The 16,628-nt window shown below is 60.6% G+C and carries 18 protein-coding genes and 3 pseudogenes; 7 read left to right on the top strand and 14 right to left on the bottom strand.

Annotation, left to right across the window (positions count from 1 at the left end; all coding sequences use genetic code 11):
• Positions 1 to 19: 19 nt before the first annotated feature.
• The 4 genes from dctP to NKI59_RS12755 all read right to left on the bottom strand — a co-directional run bounded on the left by dctP (position 20) and on the right by NKI59_RS12755 (position 3,444).
• Positions 20 to 997: a TRAP transporter substrate-binding protein DctP gene (gene dctP / locus NKI59_RS12770; RefSeq protein WP_352590397.1), complete on the bottom strand. Its 978-nt coding sequence runs from the start codon at positions 995 to 997 to the stop codon at positions 20 to 22.
• 91 nt (positions 998 to 1,088) lie between these two features.
• Positions 1,089 to 1,634 carry a flavin reductase family protein gene (locus tag NKI59_RS12765; RefSeq protein ID WP_352590400.1) on the bottom strand — a complete coding sequence of 182 codons (546 nt, stop codon included), beginning with the start codon at positions 1,632 to 1,634 and terminating at the stop codon, positions 1,089 to 1,091.
• The gene (locus NKI59_RS12760) at positions 1,634 to 2,728 is read right to left on the bottom strand and encodes an LLM class flavin-dependent oxidoreductase (protein ID WP_352451596.1); all 1,095 of its coding nucleotides are present in this window, start codon (positions 2,726 to 2,728) and stop codon (positions 1,634 to 1,636) included. Before NKI59_RS12760 ends, NKI59_RS12765 begins: the two co-directional genes overlap by 1 nt.
• Complete coding sequence (locus tag NKI59_RS12755; protein ID WP_352590403.1) at positions 2,728 to 3,444, bottom strand: GntR family transcriptional regulator; 717 nt, start codon at positions 3,442 to 3,444, stop codon at positions 2,728 to 2,730. The genes NKI59_RS12760 and NKI59_RS12755 overlap by 1 nt, the downstream gene beginning before the upstream one ends.
• A 447-nt stretch (positions 3,445 to 3,891) precedes the next feature.
• Here NKI59_RS12755 and NKI59_RS12750 point away from each other — a divergent pair, with 447 nt between their 5' ends.
• Positions 3,892 to 4,158: a hypothetical protein gene (locus NKI59_RS12750; protein ID WP_352620994.1), complete on the top strand. Its 267-nt coding sequence runs from the start codon at positions 3,892 to 3,894 to the stop codon at positions 4,156 to 4,158.
• 43 nt (positions 4,159 to 4,201) lie between these two features.
• Here NKI59_RS12750 and NKI59_RS12745 read toward each other — a convergent pair whose 3' ends face one another.
• The 5 genes from NKI59_RS12745 to NKI59_RS12725 form a co-directional block, all read right to left on the bottom strand.
• A complete protein-coding gene (locus NKI59_RS12745; RefSeq protein ID WP_352704611.1) occupies positions 4,202 to 4,420 on the bottom strand; it encodes a hypothetical protein in 219 nt (72 codons plus the stop codon).
• A gap of 3 nt (positions 4,421 to 4,423) precedes the next feature.
• Positions 4,424 to 4,603, bottom strand: coding sequence for a hypothetical protein (locus tag NKI59_RS12740; protein WP_031193315.1), 180 nt, complete (start codon positions 4,601 to 4,603; stop codon positions 4,424 to 4,426).
• A gap of 127 nt (positions 4,604 to 4,730) precedes the next feature.
• Positions 4,731 to 4,889, bottom strand: coding sequence for a hypothetical protein (locus tag NKI59_RS12735; RefSeq protein WP_023676108.1), 159 nt, complete (start codon positions 4,887 to 4,889; stop codon positions 4,731 to 4,733).
• Positions 4,890 to 5,036: 147 nt separating this feature from the next.
• Complete coding sequence (locus tag NKI59_RS12730) at positions 5,037 to 5,495, bottom strand: GFA family protein (RefSeq protein ID WP_502897406.1); 459 nt, start codon at positions 5,493 to 5,495, stop codon at positions 5,037 to 5,039.
• A 13-nt stretch (positions 5,496 to 5,508) separates the two neighbouring features.
• Positions 5,509 to 5,727 carry a hypothetical protein gene (locus NKI59_RS12725; RefSeq protein ID WP_254818791.1) on the bottom strand — a complete coding sequence of 73 codons (219 nt, stop codon included), beginning with the start codon at positions 5,725 to 5,727 and terminating at the stop codon, positions 5,509 to 5,511.
• 147 nt (positions 5,728 to 5,874) lie between these two features.
• Between NKI59_RS12725 and NKI59_RS12720 the strand changes: the two are divergent.
• A pseudogene (locus NKI59_RS12720) lies at positions 5,875 to 8,176 on the top strand (FdhF/YdeP family oxidoreductase).
• A gap of 67 nt (positions 8,177 to 8,243) precedes the next feature.
• Here the strand turns inward: NKI59_RS12720 and NKI59_RS12715 are convergent.
• Positions 8,244 to 8,585, bottom strand: a complete 342-nt coding sequence (locus NKI59_RS12715; RefSeq protein ID WP_352620992.1) for a response regulator — start codon at positions 8,583 to 8,585, stop codon at positions 8,244 to 8,246.
• A gap of 14 nt (positions 8,586 to 8,599) precedes the next feature.
• Positions 8,600 to 10,378 carry a chemotaxis protein CheB gene (locus NKI59_RS12710; protein ID WP_352704609.1) on the bottom strand — a complete coding sequence of 593 codons (1,779 nt, stop codon included), beginning with the start codon at positions 10,376 to 10,378 and terminating at the stop codon, positions 8,600 to 8,602.
• A 251-nt stretch (positions 10,379 to 10,629) separates the two neighbouring features.
• On the opposite strand from NKI59_RS12710, the gene NKI59_RS12705 reads away from it, so the two are divergent.
• The 4 genes and pseudogenes from NKI59_RS12705 to NKI59_RS12690 all read left to right on the top strand — a co-directional run bounded on the left by NKI59_RS12705 (position 10,630) and on the right by NKI59_RS12690 (position 12,247).
• Positions 10,630 to 10,827 carry a hypothetical protein gene (locus NKI59_RS12705; RefSeq protein WP_156937318.1) on the top strand — a complete coding sequence of 66 codons (198 nt, stop codon included), beginning with the start codon at positions 10,630 to 10,632 and terminating at the stop codon, positions 10,825 to 10,827.
• A gap of 1 nt (position 10,828) precedes the next feature.
• Positions 10,829 to 11,425 (top strand): response regulator, encoded by a 597-nt coding sequence (locus tag NKI59_RS12700; RefSeq protein WP_036238319.1) that lies wholly within the window; start codon positions 10,829 to 10,831, stop codon positions 11,423 to 11,425.
• 134 nt (positions 11,426 to 11,559) lie between these two features.
• Positions 11,560 to 12,164, top strand: a pseudogene (locus NKI59_RS12695) (IS66 family transposase).
• A complete protein-coding gene (locus tag NKI59_RS12690; protein ID WP_352704721.1) occupies positions 12,107 to 12,247 on the top strand; it encodes a transposase domain-containing protein in 141 nt (46 codons plus the stop codon). Before NKI59_RS12695 ends, NKI59_RS12690 begins: the two are co-directional and overlap by 58 nt.
• Before the next feature lie 117 nt (positions 12,248 to 12,364).
• Here the strand turns inward: NKI59_RS12690 and NKI59_RS12685 are convergent.
• The 3 genes and pseudogenes from NKI59_RS12685 to NKI59_RS12675 form a co-directional block, all read right to left on the bottom strand.
• Positions 12,365 to 13,199, bottom strand: a pseudogene (locus NKI59_RS12685) (SDR family NAD(P)-dependent oxidoreductase).
• 68 nt (positions 13,200 to 13,267) lie between these two features.
• A complete protein-coding gene (locus tag NKI59_RS12680; protein ID WP_352590419.1) occupies positions 13,268 to 13,990 on the bottom strand; it encodes an SDR family oxidoreductase in 723 nt (240 codons plus the stop codon).
• A gap of 142 nt (positions 13,991 to 14,132) precedes the next feature.
• On the bottom strand, positions 14,133 to 15,158 hold the full coding sequence (locus NKI59_RS12675; RefSeq protein ID WP_352704719.1) for an aldo/keto reductase: 1,026 nt from the start codon (positions 15,156 to 15,158) through the stop codon (positions 14,133 to 14,135).
• A gap of 328 nt (positions 15,159 to 15,486) precedes the next feature.
• On the opposite strand from NKI59_RS12675, the gene NKI59_RS12670 reads away from it, so the two are divergent.
• Positions 15,487 to 16,383, top strand: coding sequence for a LysR family transcriptional regulator (locus tag NKI59_RS12670; RefSeq protein WP_352704607.1), 897 nt, complete (start codon positions 15,487 to 15,489; stop codon positions 16,381 to 16,383).
• The last annotated feature ends 245 nt before the right edge of the window (positions 16,384 to 16,628 follow it).

Genomic DNA, 16,628 nt, shown 5'->3' with positions numbered 1-16,628 from the left:
CCAGCACCCTCGGCTCGGGCTACTGGAAGAATTTCTTCAACTGATCGATGTTGGTGGGATCGCGTTTGGCCATTCTCGCCCAGCTCGCCTGCGTGGCAGCCGCCAGGAATTTGTCGCGGCCGGCGCCGGTCAAGCTGATCACCTTCTGCCCGCCGCCGATCATTGCCTGTGCCTGCTTTTCGGACTCGGCGAGATTGGCGTCATAGCTCACGCGCTCGTATTCGACGGCCGTGTCGGCAAGCAGCTTCTGCGCCTCGGGTGACAGCGTGTCCCATTTCGCCTTGTTGATCGAGATCAGCACATCGGTTTTGAAGAATTGCGGGTCGACACGGTATTTGGTGAATTTGTCCCAGCCGAACGACGCATAACCAAATACCGTGTAGGCGTTGGCATTGACGACGCCGCGCTCGAGCGAGGTGTAGACATCCCCCGGCGCCTGCACGATCACCGTCGCGCCTAGCGATTCGAGGAAATCGCGGTAGAGCGGCGAGGAACGGATTTTCAGGCCACCCCAGTCGATGCTGCCTTCGCTATTGAGCTTGGGTTCGTCGACGGTGAAGACGTTGAAGCCCGAACCCGCGTCGACATGCGCCAGCAGATGGGCATTGGCCTTCTTCTCGAAAATTCCGTTGATGAAATCCCAGCCGCCATTGTCGCGGACCTCCCACGGCGTCTTCGACGATGCGGAGAAAACCTCGCCTTCGGGCACGAGCTCCAGGAACTGCCCTGCCGGTGTGTCGATCACATCGATCAGGCCCCTCCTGAGCGCCGCGCCCTGCTGGATCGGCGGAATGACCTCCGGCCCGCCACGGACGTTGATCTGGACCACGCCCTTGCCCTTTTCGTTTACTTTCTGAACGAATTTCAGGAAGCTCTGGGCGTAGCCGTTCTGCGTCGGCGTAAAATGCACGGCGTTGAGGACGACCTCTTCGGCCGTGGCGATACCCGCTACACCCGACATGAGTGCAGCCAAAACAAGGGATTTCCAAATGCGCATTGCCGTACTCCCTCTGATAGTTCGCCCATGATCCGGCCCATGATCGGGCCGATCTGAAATTGCAATCGCTGCGCCGCCGCGTGAACGGCGGTTAGTTGGCATCATCTCCTACTGTCAGGAACCGTCCATGCGCGTAGAAGACCGGCGATCGGTCAGCGCGGTCCAGCGCGACGCCTGAGACGATGCCGATGACGATCATGTGCGACGCCCGCACAATGATTTCGGCCACCCGGCATTCGAATATTGCCCGTGCGCCGACAAGCAAGGGCGCGCCGGTTTCGCCACGCACCCATGATCCGGTCGAGAACCGCGCGGCGCCCTTGGCTTTGGTCATGCCGCCAAAGGCACGTACAACGTTCTCCTGGTCGCCGGCGGGAAGATTGACCGAAAACGGCAAACCTTCGCGAATGGCCGAGGCAAAGGTGCTGCCGCGGTTGACGCAGGCCAGCAGCGACGGCGGCTCGGCGCTGAACGAGCAGAGAGCCGTCGCCGTGATGCCGCAAAAACCGATCTCGTCATGTTCCGATGCGAGGATGGCGACCGAGCCCGCCACGGCCCGCATCGCCTGCTTGAAGGCGCGCGGATTGATGGCGTCGTGCCCATGCACCCACGGGGTCGGAATGGCGGCCGCCGGCATCAATTGACTCGAAGCCCGGCCTGGCGCATCAGCGGCAGCACGCGGTCGCAGAAGAAGGGCAATTCGTAGGTGTAGTTGACGAATGTGAGGGCGGCGCCGGAATAACCCTGGTCCATGATCTCGGTGAGATCGTCGACGATCTTTTCCGGCGTTCCGATGAGCGGGAACGTTCCGGCACCACCGGCGAACCTTTGCCGATATTCGGTGAAAGCCTTCGCATCGTGCGAGTTCGCGAATTCCTTCTTCTTGCGCATGTGCTCGTCGACCGCACCCTCGTCCGCGCATTCCAGCGCGTAGTGCCGGTAGTAGTCCTCGGCTTCCTGCTGGGTCTCCCGGCAGACGACGTGACAGACCGTATAGACGCCGACTTCGCGCCCGACTTCGGCCGCGCGGTTGGTAATGTCGACCACATGCGCACGGCCGTCGGCAATTTCGGAAAAAGTCGAAAACAAATAGTCGCAGTGGCGCGCCGCATAGTTGCGCCCCGGCGCGCCGAAGGCGGCGTTCATGGTCACCGGTCGTGGCGCCTGCAGACTTGGCGGGCGGCTGACCACCCCCTTCAGATCATAGAACTCGCCGCCGAAGTCGAACGGCTCCCTCGATTGATAGGCACGCACGATGATGTTGATCCATTCCTCCGCTTGATCGTAGGTTCGATCGCCGACCGTCTGCCCGAACATCGCGAACTCGTCGGGGTTCCAGCCGCAGACAATGTTCAAGCCAGCCCGCCCGTTGGAGATGTGGTCGACCGTCGCCAGCGCTTTTGCAGCCTGCAGCGGATGTACCAGCGGCACATGCACGGTCATGAACAGGCCGATGTTCTCGGTGGCGACAGCAAGTCCCGCCGCCCAGGTGAAAGTCTCGAACGACCATTCCCGCACATGCGTCAGACCGCCGAAGCCGCGCCATCGGGCGATCGGCAGCAGAAACTCGAGGCCGGCGCGATCGGCGATACAGGCGGAGTTGAGGTTGTCTTCCCAGCGGGCACGCCAGCGCTCGGGAACGGTGGTCATTGCCAGGCCGCCATCGGCATTCATTGAAAAGACGCCGAGCTTGAACCTGTTCGGCCCTTTCAGCGGGTGCTGCTTCCTGATCATGCTTTCCCCCGACGCGACATGCCCTCACCTTCACCGTTGGAGTTTTGAAACGGCGGGCTCAGCTTCATGAAACGCTCCTCGGCGTTCTGAATGAAGTGGGTCATGCGGTCGTAAGCGGCGACGGCGTCGCGCTTGACGAATGCCTCATAGATTGCGCGCATGCCGGCAACGATAACGGCCTGCGTCGGCTGGTGCGACAGCGTCCTTAAGCGGACGACGAGCACGTGATCGGCGAACCTTGCAATCGTTTGTGAAAGGCGCTCGTTCGCGACGGCGCCGAGCCAACAATTCCTGAATGCCGAATTGGCCTGGAAAAAGCGGTCGGCATCGCCGGCGGCGGCCGCAGCCTCGGCCTCCCGAAGCGCGGCTGCCAGCGTCTTGAGGCCAGCGGCGTCAAGTGTCCGTGCGGCGTGCGCGGCGGCACGCGGCTCGAGCAAGCGGCGGACCTCGAAGATGTCGGCGACATCCGTCGCGGTAAGCGTGGGCAGGGTGAAGCCGCGTGTGGTGCCGACGAGATAGCCCTCATGCACCAACTGCATCAAGGCGTCGCGAACAGGCATTCTGGAAATACCGAGCTGGGCGGCAATATCGACGTCGACGAGCTTCTGGCCAGGCGCCAATTCGCCATGCTGTATCGTCAACCGGATTTGTTGATAGACCTGGGCACGCAGATTGCCATCGCCAACCCGTTTGAGCTCTATCGTTTCCGTCATCCACGCCTTCCCATGCGAAGATTTCGTATATCGTTTGAGGCTGTGTTCTCGTAGTCGTGCCGTTTGAAATGCAGCCACGTGTCGGCAGAAATCGACCTATCAGCCATGTTCCCGGCTCAAGTGGAGCATAGGCTGGATCACCTGGCAAGATGTTTTAAGTTTATAATGTATACTGTTTGAGTTCGCTGTCCGGAGGGCAATGGATCGCGCCATCTGTGCTGCCGCGCCGCGCGACGGCGGGGACAGCTAACGATCCGTGCGGTTCGGTAAAAAACGTACAGACGTTTTTCCGTGACACATCGAAGTTGACGGATTTAACTAAAATTACTTGCGATCTGCGCGCGCCGGCACGCCCACCCCGATCCCCTCGCCGGGACGCATTACTGGATCGCCCGCCGTGTCGAAAGGTGCGACGGGCTTTTCGTTTCGTTTGGCGGGGAGGCGCTTATGCGAGACTTGCCCAGGAATATCGACGCCGACGTCGTGATCGAAATCAGCAAGCTGCTCGACGACCGGGCGAAGTCCGTGCCGGTGCCGGTGCACAAGCTGGCGGCGATGATCCGGCTGGGCGTCGAGACCCGTCTGACCGATCACTCCATCGAGGAGCTGATCGTGGAAATGGCCGCGACGCGCGGGCTTCCGATGCTGTTCGACTTGCCGGTGGCAATTGTCGACAATGTCGTGCCGTTCGCCTCGGCGCGGCGTCCCCGCTGACACTTCGCTCGAACCACACCGATCATCGCGTCGCCGCCCGACTTCACTTGCCCTGATGCGCGGGCCGAGTGTCGCCTTTCTTTTCGGGGTCGTGGGTATGGTGGCTGTCGCGTTCGCCGCCGCCGCCGGAGACCTTGCTGTGGCTGCGACGGTCGGAGTCGGCCGGCGGCTTTTCGACGCTCAGCGGCTTCTTGGCGTTTTCGTGCGCGGCGCCGGGACCGCCCTGGAGGATGCTGGCAGGAGTCTTCTTCGACGTGGACATGACCTAGCGATCCTGGACGTTGCCTTGATGGGTGGTGTTGACCTTCGTATTGCCTTGCTGGCCCTGCTTGTCGGGATCCGGCACGGTCGATTGCGGCGCCTGGTCGGCTGCTACCGATTTTTTGTCACCGGCGCCCTTTGGGCTCAGATTCTTCGGCGGCACAGGCGGAGGTTTTGTGCTCATGGCGTTTCTCCTTCCGCCACCCAAACAAGCGGCTCGGGAGAAAGGTTCCCGAGGGTCCGATACTAACGGTGATTGCCGCAACGAGCCGGGTCCACAGGCCGTGGCTTGGGGCCGGCGGGATCCAGGATTATTTCTTGATGATGTTTCCGTTGTTCAGATCGAAGGCCTGGGCACCGAACGCCTGCCTGAAGAAATCCTCCTGCAGATCGCCCCATTCGCCGAGATAGGCGCCGCAATTGCTGCAATGGATCGGCGTCGAATCCTTCGGGTTGTCGGGAATCTCCATCAGGATCGTCCCGCACGCCTTGCAATCGAGCTTGTCATCCAAACGGCGGCCCATTGGCACATGATCGCGCGTTTTCGGCCGCGCGCCAATTGTCGTTTTCGTACGAGGCTGCGAACGGTACTTTTCCACCTGCAGGCGGGCAGTAGGCTATCGGTCTGCCGGATTTCCGAACGCCGGATCTCGCCGCCTCGAATACGTCCCCACCCGCGGCAGCTCGTCTGGAAAGTCGACCCAGGGAAGCCTCATGTCCCAATATGCGTGAGCCTGCGGCGGAAACCGTTCGGGATGATCGAGGAAGCCGATCGCCAGATAGAGTTCGTCGGGCAGGCCCTGGTCGACATAGCCGATCGATGTTCCGCAATCCGCACAGAAGGACCGAAGCACGCCTGGGGTTTTCGAAAAGGTCTTCGGCGTGCCGGTGAGCAACGAGAATTCGGAAGGCCGATAACCGACCCACACCGTTAGTGGGCTTCCTATCGCCTTGCGGCAGTCGTCATCGTGATCGGAGCAAATCCAGAAAGGCTCGCCGCGCATCTCCGCCGTTATGGCGCCGCAAAAACAGGACCCCGTTTCAGTTCGTGGTATTGCCTTGCTGCTGGATTTCATTGCTGGCCTTACGTCATTGCTGGCCTGGCATTTCGGTATTTTCCTTGGGGTTCTTTTTGATGCCGGCGGCAGGCGAGGTGTCGGCTGGAGCATTGCCACCCTGGTTCTGCTCAGGGGCTCTTTTGAGCGGCGAGGTTTGCCAGCCCATATCGCCGTACAAAAAGCCTATGAGAAAGCCGACGATAATAATGGCCGAAATCACCATCGCAATTAACGCGTTACGTCGCTCCATTTCGCGCGGCTCCTTTCTTCGAGCCGAACAAACGATGGCGGAAATGGTTCCGGCGAGACGGACCGGCGTGACGGTACGGACCCAGCCCGGAACATTCAGCCTCACCGCGGGGTTCGTATGAGTGCTCTTCTACAGGGAGTGGCTTGCATGAAACCCGCCGTAACCGATCGCATCGAAACCAAGAAATACGACCACCCGACAGGCGGCTGGGGATCGCTCAAATCCCTGGTCCGCAAGGCGCGCGGCGAAGGCCTGCTATTGCCCGGGATATGGAGCACGCTGCTCAAGCAGAACAAGGCCGACGGCTATATGTGCGTGTCTTGCTCATGGGCAAAGCCAGCCCAGCCGAGGCCGTTCGAATTCTGTGAAAACGGTGCCAAGGCGACGATGTGGGACCAGACCAAGCTGCGCTGCGAAACCGCTTTCTTCGCCGAGCATTCGGTGACGGAACTGCTCGATTGGCCGGACCACGATCTGGAGAAGCAGGGCAGGCTTACCGAGCCCATGCGCTACAATGCCGCCACCGACCGTTACGAGCCGGTCTCCTGGGACGATGCGTTCCGCGACATAGCTGCCGAACTGCGGCGGCTCGATCCCAAATCGGTAGTGTTCTACACGTCTGGCCGCGCCTCGCTCGAGGCCTCGTTCATGTACCAGCTTTTTGCACGAATCTATGGGTCTTCGAACCTGCCCGATTCGTCCAACATGTGTCATGAATCGACCTCGGTCGGCTTGCCGGAATCGATCGGCTCCCCGGTCGGGACCGTGCAGCTCGAAGACTTTGCGAAATGCGACATGATGTTCTTCTTCGGGCACAACACCGGGGTGACGGCGCCGCGCCTGCTGCATCCGCTGCAAGAGGCACGTCAACGCAACGTGCCCGTCTTTACCTTCAATCCCTTGCCAGAGCGGGGACTGAAACGCTTCAAGAACCCGCAAAACCCTGTCGACATGCTGTCGCCCGGGCCTGGCACCAAAATGTCCAGCGACTTCTTCCAGGTTCGTTCGGGCGGCGATATCGCCGCGATGACGGGTATCGCCAAGGCCTTGCTGGCGCTCGACGATGCCGCCCGCGAAAGCGGCAGGACGCGTGTCCTCGACCCGGCTTTCATCGCCGAGCACACGCATGGCTTCGCCGAATTCGAAGCCTTCCTGCGCAAAACCCAGTGGAGCGATATCGTCGCGCGATCCGGCATTGCGCAGACCGACCTGGAGCATGTCGCCGAGGTCTACAGCCATGCCAACGCGGTGATCGGCAATTACGGCATGGGCTTGACCCAGCATCGGCACGGCACCGAGAACGTCCAGATGCTGTGCAACCTTTTGATGCTGCGCGGCAATATCGGAAAACCCGGCGCCGGCATTTCGCCGCTGCGCGGCCATTCCAATGTCCAGGGGCAGCGCACCGTCGGCATATCGGAAAAGCCCGAGCTCGTCCCGCTCGACAAGTTCGCCGAATTCTACGCCTTTGAACCGCCGCGCGAGAAAGGTCTCGATACGGTCGAGACGTGCGAAGGCGTCATCGACGGATCGGTCAAGGGCTTCGTCGGGCTCGGCGGCAATTTCGTGCGGGCCGTGCCGGAAACCGGCCTGGTCGAGAAAGCCTGGCGTGGGCTCGACCTGCATGTCGAGATCGCGACCAAGCTCAACCGGAGTCACCTGATCGCCGGGCGGACAACCTATTTGCTGCCTTGCCTGTCACGGCTGGAAAGAGATCATCAGGCAAGCGGCGACCAAAGAGTGTCGATCGAGGATTCCACCGCCTGTATCCACGGCTCGTTCGGATCGCGACCTCCGGCTTCGCCGAATCTGCTTTCCGAACCCAGGATCGTTGCCGAGCTTGCCAAGGCGACAGTGCCGGGCAGGAGTTCGATCCCATGGGACGAGTGGGTTGGGGATTATTCCCGCATCCGCGACGAAATCGAGCGCTGCTACCCCCAACACTTCCGCGACTTCAACGAGCGTTTCCTGACGCCCGGCGGCTTCCATCGCGACATCAAGGCGAGCAAGCGGGTGTGGGAGACGCCGAACAAGAAGGCCAACTTCAAGCTGCCAAGTGGCCTTGAAACCGATCCCGACATCGATGTCGCCGGCGATGATGTGCTGACACTGATCACGGTCCGCTCCAACGATCAGTTCAACACGACCGTCTACGGCTACAACGACCGGCTGCGCGGCATCAGCGGCACACGCATGGTGCTGTTGATGAGCGAGAAAGATATCCAGCGCCTCGGTTTGAGCGTGGGACAGGAGGTCGATCTCGAAGCCAACGCGCAGGACGGTGTGGAGCGCCGCGTGCACGGACTGCGCATCACGCCTTACTCGGTGCCGGAGGGAAATTGTGCCGGTTATTTATCCCGAGCTCAACCCGCTGGTTCCTTTGTGGCACAGAGCCGAAAAGGCTCATGTTCCGGCGGTCAAATCGGTACCGGTGCGGATAATGCCATAGGCGTTTGTCGTTCGCGGCAGGCACGCACCACGCCGATGTGACCTGGCGCGACTTTCAAATCGCGACCTCAGCCGGCTCGTGCGAGTTCATCCACGGCATTCAGGATCGCACTCTGGCTCGCCGGCTTCTGCACGATCCTGCAAGCGCGGAACCCGGCCGGAATTTCGCGTTCGCCAAAGCCGGAGAGGAAGGCGAACGGAACACCACGCGTCCGCAACGCTTCCGCAACGGGATAGCTGGTTTCGTCGTTCAACTGGATATCCAGTAACGCCGCGTCGACGCCGCCTTCGCCAATGAGCCGGAGTGCCGCCGTCACCGACGAAACAGGTCCAGCCACCTGATGGCCGGCTTTGCGCAGGTAAGCCGCCGCATCGTCGGCGATCAGCCATTCATCCTCGACGATCAGCACACGCACCTTTCCGGTCACGACGATTCCTCGCGGGTCAGAGGGAATGCGATTTCCGCCTCCAAACCATTTGAGCGGAAACTTGTTTCAACTTTTCCGCCCAGCCTATAGCCGATTTCTCCGCGCAGAAGGGTAAGGCCGAAGCCGCTGTCGGTTGGCTCCTTGATGCGGGGGCCGCCCTTCTCGCGCCAGACGAGCTTGAAGGTTCCATCCACCACCGACCATTTCACAATTATCCGCCCGGCAGGCTTCGACAGTGCGCCATATTTGGCGGCATTGGTCGCCAGTTCATGGATTGCCATGCCGAACGAAAGCCCCTGTACAGGCTTGAGGCTTACCCGCTTGCCATCGAGCTCGAACCGTTCGGCCCCGAAGGCGTCGAGTTCCTGGTGCAGCAGTTCCTCGACGGAGGCTTCCGTCCAGCTCTCGCGCGAGAGCAGACTATAGGCTCGTGACATTGCATGCAGGCGCCCGATCAAGGCTTCGGCGAACTCCTCTTTCGACGCCGAGTATTCGCGCGTCCGGTTGGTGATGCTGGCGACGACCGCCAGCATGTTCTTGACGCGATGGTTCAGCTCCGAGATGAGCACCTGCTGACGCTCTTCCGCCTGCGCCAGCGTCGTCACGTCGATCATGGTCACGACCACGCCTTGGATGCTGCCGCCTTTGTCCCGGTAAGGGTTGATGCGAACCAGATAGAACCGGCCCTTGTCGTCGCGCGCAAGGTGATGGTTCAGGGTCTCTCCCGTCTCGAACACCGCCTGGATGTGCCGCTTCAACTCGGGGTAGTCGAGCTGGCTCGAAAGATCGGTCAGCGGTCGGCCGACATCGGACGGACGCAAGTTGAAGAACGATGACGCGGCGGGAGTAAAGGTCCGCACCACAAGGTTGCGGTCGAGGAAGATGGTGGCGATTTCCGTGCTTTCGAACAAGTTTCTGAGATCGCTGTTGGCGCGATCGAGTTCCTCTATCTTGCCGGTCAGCTCCGCGTTGATGGTGTTTAGCTCTTCGTTGAGCGACTGCATTTCCTCCTTCGAGGCCTCAAGCTCATTGGTCGACTCTGCCTCTTCATTGACGGAGAACGTCTTCGTCTTTAAGCTGGAAAAGTCGTGACCGGAATGGCCGCGCAGAGTGGGGTCGATTTCATCGGCGGCCCGATCCACGTCAGCTTTGTGCTCGCCACCCCCCTCGGCCAGCCCGTTCAGCACATTGAAGCCGCGGCCAAACGCCTGAAGCTTTGCGCCGATCTCCTCGGCGGGCGCTGCGATATCGATCAGGCCGCTCGAAATCGCGCTTTGCGGCATGTCCGGGTTGCGCGCGCCGGAACCGTTGGAGGCTTGGGCAATCGTCAACCCGCCATGTTCCTTGATCGCCCGGGCGCCCAGCGTGCCGTCCGAATCGCCCCCCGACAGGATGATGCCTACGGCGTACTCCCCTTGGTCCTCGGCCAGTGCACGGAAGAAGATGTCGATCGGTTTGCGCTCGCGGTTAAGCGTGTTCGGCCGGCGTAGCGAAAGCGCGCCCTTACGGATGGTGAGGACGACGTTTTGCGGCATCACATAGACTTGGTCGGGTTGGACCGCCATGCCCTCCTCGGCGACGATGACCGGCATTCCGGTGTAACGTGCGATAACGTCATGCAGCAGGCTTTCGCGTTCTGGGCTCAGATTAGTGACGACGACGAACGCCATGCCGGTGCCGCCGGTCAGTCCTTTGAACAGGCCGTCCATCGCGGGAATGCCGCCGGCCGATGCGCCGACGCCGACAATGGGAAATCTTCCGTTCTGGAATACCATGCCACGCCTCGGTAACAGCCGCGGCTGCGAAACCGCCAAATCGGACCTCAGACTAATGCATGTCGCGCAAAAGTGTGCAGCGGTTTTGCGATAACGAGATGAATAAAAACAACAGCCTAAAGCGCGTCGCATGAGGCCGGCAAAACGCGACGTGCTTTAGGACCGGACCGAGCCTCAGGCCAGTAAATGGTCCTCGAACGGAACAAAGCACCGCCGGTGGGCATTAACATCCGGTTTTCGAGGCGGTTCCAATGGCAAAACGACCACCTGAGATAAAGCCGGCAAAACAAATCTCGTTACGTTCGCCGGATCTGGCCAAGGTCCCGGTATCCGAAGAAATCCCGCCTCGTCTGCTCGCGCGCGCGGAACGGTTGCAAGAGGCCTTGTCCCGTCATTTTGTACAAGTCCGCGCCGACAGCCGTGACTCCCGCAGAAAGAAGGAACAATGAGGTGCGCGACCTGCAAGGCTTGCATATCCTGATCGTCGAGGACGAATGGATGCTGGCGGGCGATCTTGCACGTTATTTCAGCAAGATGGGCGCCGTCGTGCTTGGCCCCGTGGCGACAGTCGAACAGGCGTCGAAGCATACCGATGAGGCGGAAGCCGCAATCCTGGACGTCAATCTCAACGGAAGACGGGTATTCCCGATCGCGGACGAACTGATGCGCCGCGGCGTGCCGTTCGTGTTTTTCAGCGGCGACGAAGACATCGTTATTCCTGAGCGCCTTCGGTATGCCAGCAGCCTCAGAAAATCCTCGGACGGCCAGGCTGTTTTCGATGCTCTCTTCCCCTCCGAGCCCAAAGCATCAAGCGGAAATCTGGCGACCGAGCCGTCAGACGACGTATTTTCCCTGCTGCCTAAGCTCAGGCTCGCAGCGCGTCTGCTGCTGGGAGACGTTGACGCTTCCGACCGGCTGGTCGAGCGGACGCTCGAGCAGGCGATCGGCGAGATCGACAGGAGACGATCCGGTTCCTCCACTGAGGACTGGCTTAACGGCATCATGCGAAACATCGTCAAGGCACGCGGAGCAAACCTGCTGCACTGACCATGCCCGCCGGCAACTAGTATCTCTGCACATGGATTATGACTCTTTGGCGGTTGGCTTTGGATAGGCCTTGGCCAATTTGAGGCGCGCCTGTTCGGTTGAGAACATCCAGTTGCGGCGGTGCTCCGCCTGGTGTGGCCTTCACCTACGCTCGGGGCATTCATGCCGAACGGATATTGCAGGGCTTCTCCGGCATCCTGCAGGTCGATGGCTATGCCGGATACAACAGACTGATCGCACCTGACCGTGTCGGCTCGGACATCCGGCTTGCCTATTGTTGGGCACACGCTCGCCGCAAGCTGGTGGAGATAACCCGCAACGGAGCAGCACCTATCGCCGAAGAGGGCGTCAAGCGGATCAGCGAACTGGATCGGATCGAGGCCGAACTGCGTGCCTTGATCCGGAGGCTCGCCTCGCCTGACGACAGGAACGATCAACGCCACTGGTCACCGACATGCAGACCTGGCTCGTCCATCACCGCGCCCGTGTCGCGACCAAGTCTCCACTCGGCGAGGCCTTGGCGTACATCGCCAAATATTGGGATGGTTTGAAGCTCTTCCTGACCGACGGCCGCATCGAGATCGACAACAACAGCGTCGAGCGAACCATCCGGCCGATGCCCTCAATCGCAAGAATGCACTCTTTGCGGGGCACGACGCTGGAGCCGAGAACTGGGCCACCATCGCATCGCTCATCGAGACCTGCAAACTCAACGCCGTCGATCCGCAGGCCTACCTGACCAATACGCTCACCGCCATCGTCAACGGTCACAAGCAGAGCCGGATCGATGAGCTGCTGCCTTGGGCTTACAAGGGGAAGTAATGTGGCCCCGAAGACTACAGTCGGCCCAAAGCGGACTTCGGAAGGTACGCAGATAGAGGATCGGCGAATGCCCCAAAGCCCGCACGCAGGGTGTGGACTCAGGGCGTTCCAGCGTCCTCAGTCTATGGCGAGAGAACTCGACAGTTCTCGGTACGCTTCGATCTGCTGCTGCAAGAGAGCAATCTTCTGCTCCGCCACCTGGATAGCGTCAGAGCCAGCGAGGAAGCGCCGTGGCAGTTCGTCCTGCTCAGCGAGCGTGATTAGAGCGCGTGCCAGCTTAGCGGGGTCACCGCCCTGCATGCCGTGCTGGGACGTCCAGAAGGCAATCTGTGCCGTGCGTCGCTCGTGATAATCTTCGATCGCGATTTCCGCGTAACTAGTGGACTCCTCGGTCAGAAGCTCCGTGCGGAAAAAGCCTGGGTTGACGATCATCGTCTCGACGCCGAACGGACCGACTTCAGTCTGCAGCGCTTCCATCCAGCCATCGAGGCCAAACTTCGAAGCAGAGTAGGCTGTGCAGAATTTCAAAGCCCATCAGACCTGCCGTCGAGGAGATCGAGACGATCTGGCCGGAGCGCTGCTTGCGCATGACCGGAAGGAACGCCCGCGTCACTATCATCGGACGGTCAAGGCTCGTGCTTAGCTGCAACTGCATCTGCTTGGGAGACAGTTCCTCGAAATACCCGGCGTAGAAGCTGGCCGCGTTGTTGACCAGCACGTCGATCCGTCCGAACCGCTCAAGGGTCGCCTGCGCGGCGGCGTCGGCGTCAGCGGCCTTGGTGACATCGAGTTTCACGACAAGAAGGTCGTCGGAAGCACCTAGAGCGTTCGCCACCTTGTCTGGATTACGGCCAGTCGCGACCACCTTGTGGCCGGCTGCCAGGGCCGCCTTGGCAATGTCCAGGCCGAGGCCACGTCCTGCCCCGGTGATGAACCACACTTTGTTACTCATCTCATGTGTCCTTTCATGTTGTCAGCCCTTCACCGATCTTGCGGCGCATGGGGCTGCAAGACAGTTGTTCACATCGCCTGCACGGTCGGGCGGACCAGGATCCCGTTGAGGGACGTCCGCTTCGGCCGGCTGAGAGCAAAGGCTATGATTTCGGCGATGTCTTGAGCCGGAATTGCAACGTTGTCGCGGTAGTCCTGAGCAGACTTTTTGCTTTCCTCGTGTGTGATGTGGTCGGATAATTCTGTCGCCACCGCACCAGGCTCGATGACTATCACGCGGATGTCTGGCTGGAGTTCGACGCGAAGCGCCTCGGACCAGCCGTTGATCCCCCATTTGGTTGCCGAATAGGCAGCGAACCCGGCTGGAGCTACGCGACCTGCCACAGAAGAGATGTTCACCAGATCTCCCTTCTTGGCGCGGAGTTGGTCAAGGAAAACCTCAGTCACAGTCATGGCACCCAGGAGATTGGTTTCGACCATCTGCCGATGCTCGGATCGCTTGTCCGATCCAAACGGCGCTGTGAGCATCACGCCTGCGTTGTTGACTAGAACATCGGCGCCGCCGAACTCCTGGACGCGCGCGGCGGCTCCAGCGATGGAGTCCCGGTCGGTCACGTCAGCCTGGATCGCGATAGCGCCTTCGCCGAGTTCGTCTGCGAGTGCCGCGACACGCTCGAGGCGCCGCCCTAGAAGGGCTACGCGATATCCTTCTGAAAGAAGCTCACGTGCCAGCGCCTCACCGATTCCGGAGGATGCACCAGTGATTACAGCGACCCGATTGTTGTTATTCATGGCAGTCTCCTTCGTTGTGCTCTCTGGCTGGCCCTACCGATCCGGAAAGACCGGAGCGAGGACCACAGAGGTGGCAGCGCCTCGGACAAGAAGCGCCGCAGGTACCCGGCTAGACTTCAGCCCGTCGGTTCTTGTGGGTTGGTCACCTGACCGGTGACATGCCGGTTCCGCCCTTGGAACTCGTTCCAAGTTTTGCGCCGGTATCGATCATCGCGAGCATTGGTGGGCTGAGACGCGCGCCCTGGACCGTGATCCGGGCAAAGCCGTCATCGATCTCCTTGACATCGGCCGCACTCAACTGGACCTGCAGCGCGTCCATGTTCTGGTCCATCTGGTCCTCCGTTGTCGGGCCGGGAATGGGCACGATCCACGGCTTACGGGCGAGCAACCAGGCAAGGGCGACCTGGCCGGGCGCAGCCTGATGACGTGCGCCTACGCGCTGTAGCAGTTCGACCACCGGCCAGTTGGCGCGGCGGGCTTCAGGCGTGAAGCGCGGCAGGTTGGCCCGTAGGTCGGCAGGGCCATGCACGAACATGGGGGTGACTGTACCGGTCAGGTATCCCATGCCGAGCGGGCTCCATGGCACGAACCCGATGCCAAGCTCCTCGCAGGTCGCCAGAACCTCCACCTCCGGATCGCGGGTCCAGACAGAGTATTCATTCTGCACCGCCGTGACTGGCTGCACTTTGTGGGCGCGGCGGATGGTCGCTTCGCCTGCAGCGGACAGGCCGAAGTGGCGGACCTTGCCTTCACGGACCAATTCCTGCACCGCTCCGGCCACGTCTTCGACGGGCACGGTCGGATCGACACGGTGTTGGTATTGAAGATCAATGTAGTCCGTCTTCAAGCGGCGGAGCTGTTGCTCGGTCACCCGCTTGATATTGTCAGGGCGGCTGTTGACGCCTGTGACCTGGCCTTCGGGCGTGATGTCGAAGCCGAACTTGGTCGCGATGATCACCTGGTCGCGGATCGGCGAAAGCGCCTCGCCAACAATATCCTCGCCCAGGAAGGGTCCATAGACTTCAGCGACGTCGAAAAAGGTCACGCCCCGGTCATGCGCCGCCCGGATGATCCGCACGGCCTCCTGCCTGTTCGTGGGCGGGCTGTACATCCCGGCAAAGTTTTGGCAGCCCATCCCCATGGCAGAGACTTCCAGCGAGCCGAGCATGCGACGCTGAAGGTTCGATGACCTTGCACCTGTGGCTGCGGCACCCGATGTTGCCGTTTGAGCTCTCGACTCGGAAAGAGGCAGCAGCGACGCTGCGGCGATGCCTAGCCCAGCGGCGAACAATTTACGGCGGCTTGGCATCTCGGGAGCGCCTGTTTCGAAATCGTCTGCATAGTTCTTCATGGTGCTGCACCTCCACCGGGTTTGATCAACCTCCGAAACACATCAGCGTTTGCGGCTGTGTCTTCGTAAGTGAGCGCAGAATACGATGGCCGTTCCTTTCAAAAAATGGCATTCGGGTTGATGCGACATTAACCAGAGGTTCATAATGGACAAGGATCAGCTTGATGGGCTTGTGGCGTTTGCGCTTGTCGCCGAGAAGCGGAACTTCACGGCGGCGGCAGAAGCACTCAGGGTTTCGCCGCCTGCGATAAGCAAGATGATCAGACACCTCGAAACTCGCCTGGGCGTCACCCTGCTTACAAGAACGACACGAGCTACGAGCTTGACCGAAGCCGGGGAGAAATTCCTGCAACAGGCGGGACCGGCGCTGGATGCGATCCTTTCCGCTATGAAGGACGCGGGAAGCGCAGCGGACAAGCCTGCCGGTCGTCTGCGCTTGAATGTCCCGCAGACCGTCTATCCGAACTTCCTTAGGCCGCTGATCGCGACCTTTATCGAAAAGTACCCGGATGTGACGGTTGAGATCTTCTTCGAGAACGCGGCCACCAACATATTCGAGCGCGGGTTTGATGCAGGAATACGGGTGTCAGACATCCTTGCCAAAGATGTCGTGGCGCTCAAACTCTTCGGTCCCATCCGATGGGTTGTGGCTGCTGCACCGGCCTACCTTGACAAGCATGGGCACCCTGAACATCCAAAAGACCTGTTGGCCCATCCTTGCATCTGCGCGGGAGCTGGCAATCGTGTGTACGATCGATGGGAGTTCGAGACCGACGGCAAGGGATTTGAGGTTCAGGTAAAGGGGCCGCTGATCCTCAATGATGTTCTGCTGGCGATCGATGCGGCCGTCGACGGCTTGGGGGTCGTTTACAGCCCTGAAGAAGCGATCAGCGACAAGTTGACGAGCGGCAAGCTCGAAGTCGTTCTGGACCACTTCACCGGGACAAGCTCGGGTGTGTACCTCTACTACCCGCAGCGGTCTCAAGTTCACCCCAAACTGCGGGCCTTCATCGAACATCTCAAAGGCCTGGAGAAGAGGTAGCGCGAGCTTCCTATTGGACGCAGCTTTCGCTTCCCACAGAACCGCTGTCAACGCGAAGAATATTGACGGCCTTCGTCACCTTGGTGCTGCGGATCGCAATCCAACAACGTCCGCTGTTGTGATGGGTTTCGGATGCCGGCCGTCTACTGAGATGGCGTGGCTCGAGGCCGGCGTCCGGAAGCCTCCAGGGAAGGAACCCGCGGGGTGGAGATTTCGGTTTTGCGGCTATGGGGATTTGACGGTTC

This window comes from Mesorhizobium sp. M0598 (genome assembly GCF_040320865.1).
In the GTDB taxonomy this organism is placed as follows: domain Bacteria; phylum Pseudomonadota; class Alphaproteobacteria; order Rhizobiales; family Rhizobiaceae; genus Mesorhizobium.
The sequence above is the reverse complement of the archived record's forward strand: the minus strand, read 5'-3'. Positions and strand labels throughout refer to the sequence as shown.

What these genes read in the sequence shown, in the direction of transcription:
- dctP (WP_352590397.1), bottom strand. Translation starts at nt 997, where the DNA reads ATGCGCATTTGGAAATCCCTTGTTTTGGCTGCACTCATGTCGGGTGTA.
- NKI59_RS12765 (WP_352590400.1), bottom strand. Translation starts at nt 1,634, where the DNA reads ATGCCGGCGGCCGCCATTCCGACCCCGTGGGTGCATGGGCACGACGCC.
- NKI59_RS12755 (WP_352590403.1), bottom strand. Translation starts at nt 3,444, where the DNA reads ATGACGGAAACGATAGAGCTCAAACGGGTTGGCGATGGCAATCTGCGT.
- NKI59_RS12750 (WP_352620994.1), top strand. Translation starts at nt 3,892, where the DNA reads ATGCGAGACTTGCCCAGGAATATCGACGCCGACGTCGTGATCGAAATC.
- NKI59_RS12745 (WP_352704611.1), bottom strand. Translation starts at nt 4,420, where the DNA reads ATGTCCACGTCGAAGAAGACTCCTGCCAGCATCCTCCAGGGCGGTCCC.
- NKI59_RS12740 (WP_031193315.1), bottom strand. Translation starts at nt 4,603, where the DNA reads ATGAGCACAAAACCTCCGCCTGTGCCGCCGAAGAATCTGAGCCCAAAG.
- NKI59_RS12735 (WP_023676108.1), bottom strand. Translation starts at nt 4,889, where the DNA reads ATGGAGATTCCCGACAACCCGAAGGATTCGACGCCGATCCATTGCAGC.
- NKI59_RS12730 (WP_502897406.1), bottom strand. Translation starts at nt 5,495, where the DNA reads ATGAAATCCAGCAGCAAGGCAATACCACGAACTGAAACGGGGTCCTGT.
- NKI59_RS12725 (WP_254818791.1), bottom strand. Translation starts at nt 5,727, where the DNA reads ATGGAGCGACGTAACGCGTTAATTGCGATGGTGATTTCGGCCATTATT.
- NKI59_RS12710 (WP_352704609.1), bottom strand. Translation starts at nt 10,378, where the DNA reads ATGGTATTCCAGAACGGAAGATTTCCCATTGTCGGCGTCGGCGCATCG.
- NKI59_RS12705 (WP_156937318.1), top strand. Translation starts at nt 10,630, where the DNA reads ATGGCAAAACGACCACCTGAGATAAAGCCGGCAAAACAAATCTCGTTA.
- NKI59_RS12680 (WP_352590419.1), bottom strand. Translation starts at nt 13,990, where the DNA reads ATGAATAACAACAATCGGGTCGCTGTAATCACTGGTGCATCCTCCGGA.
- NKI59_RS12675 (WP_352704719.1), bottom strand. Translation starts at nt 15,158, where the DNA reads ATGCTCGGCTCGCTGGAAGTCTCTGCCATGGGGATGGGCTGCCAAAAC.
- NKI59_RS12670 (WP_352704607.1), top strand. Translation starts at nt 15,487, where the DNA reads ATGGACAAGGATCAGCTTGATGGGCTTGTGGCGTTTGCGCTTGTCGCC.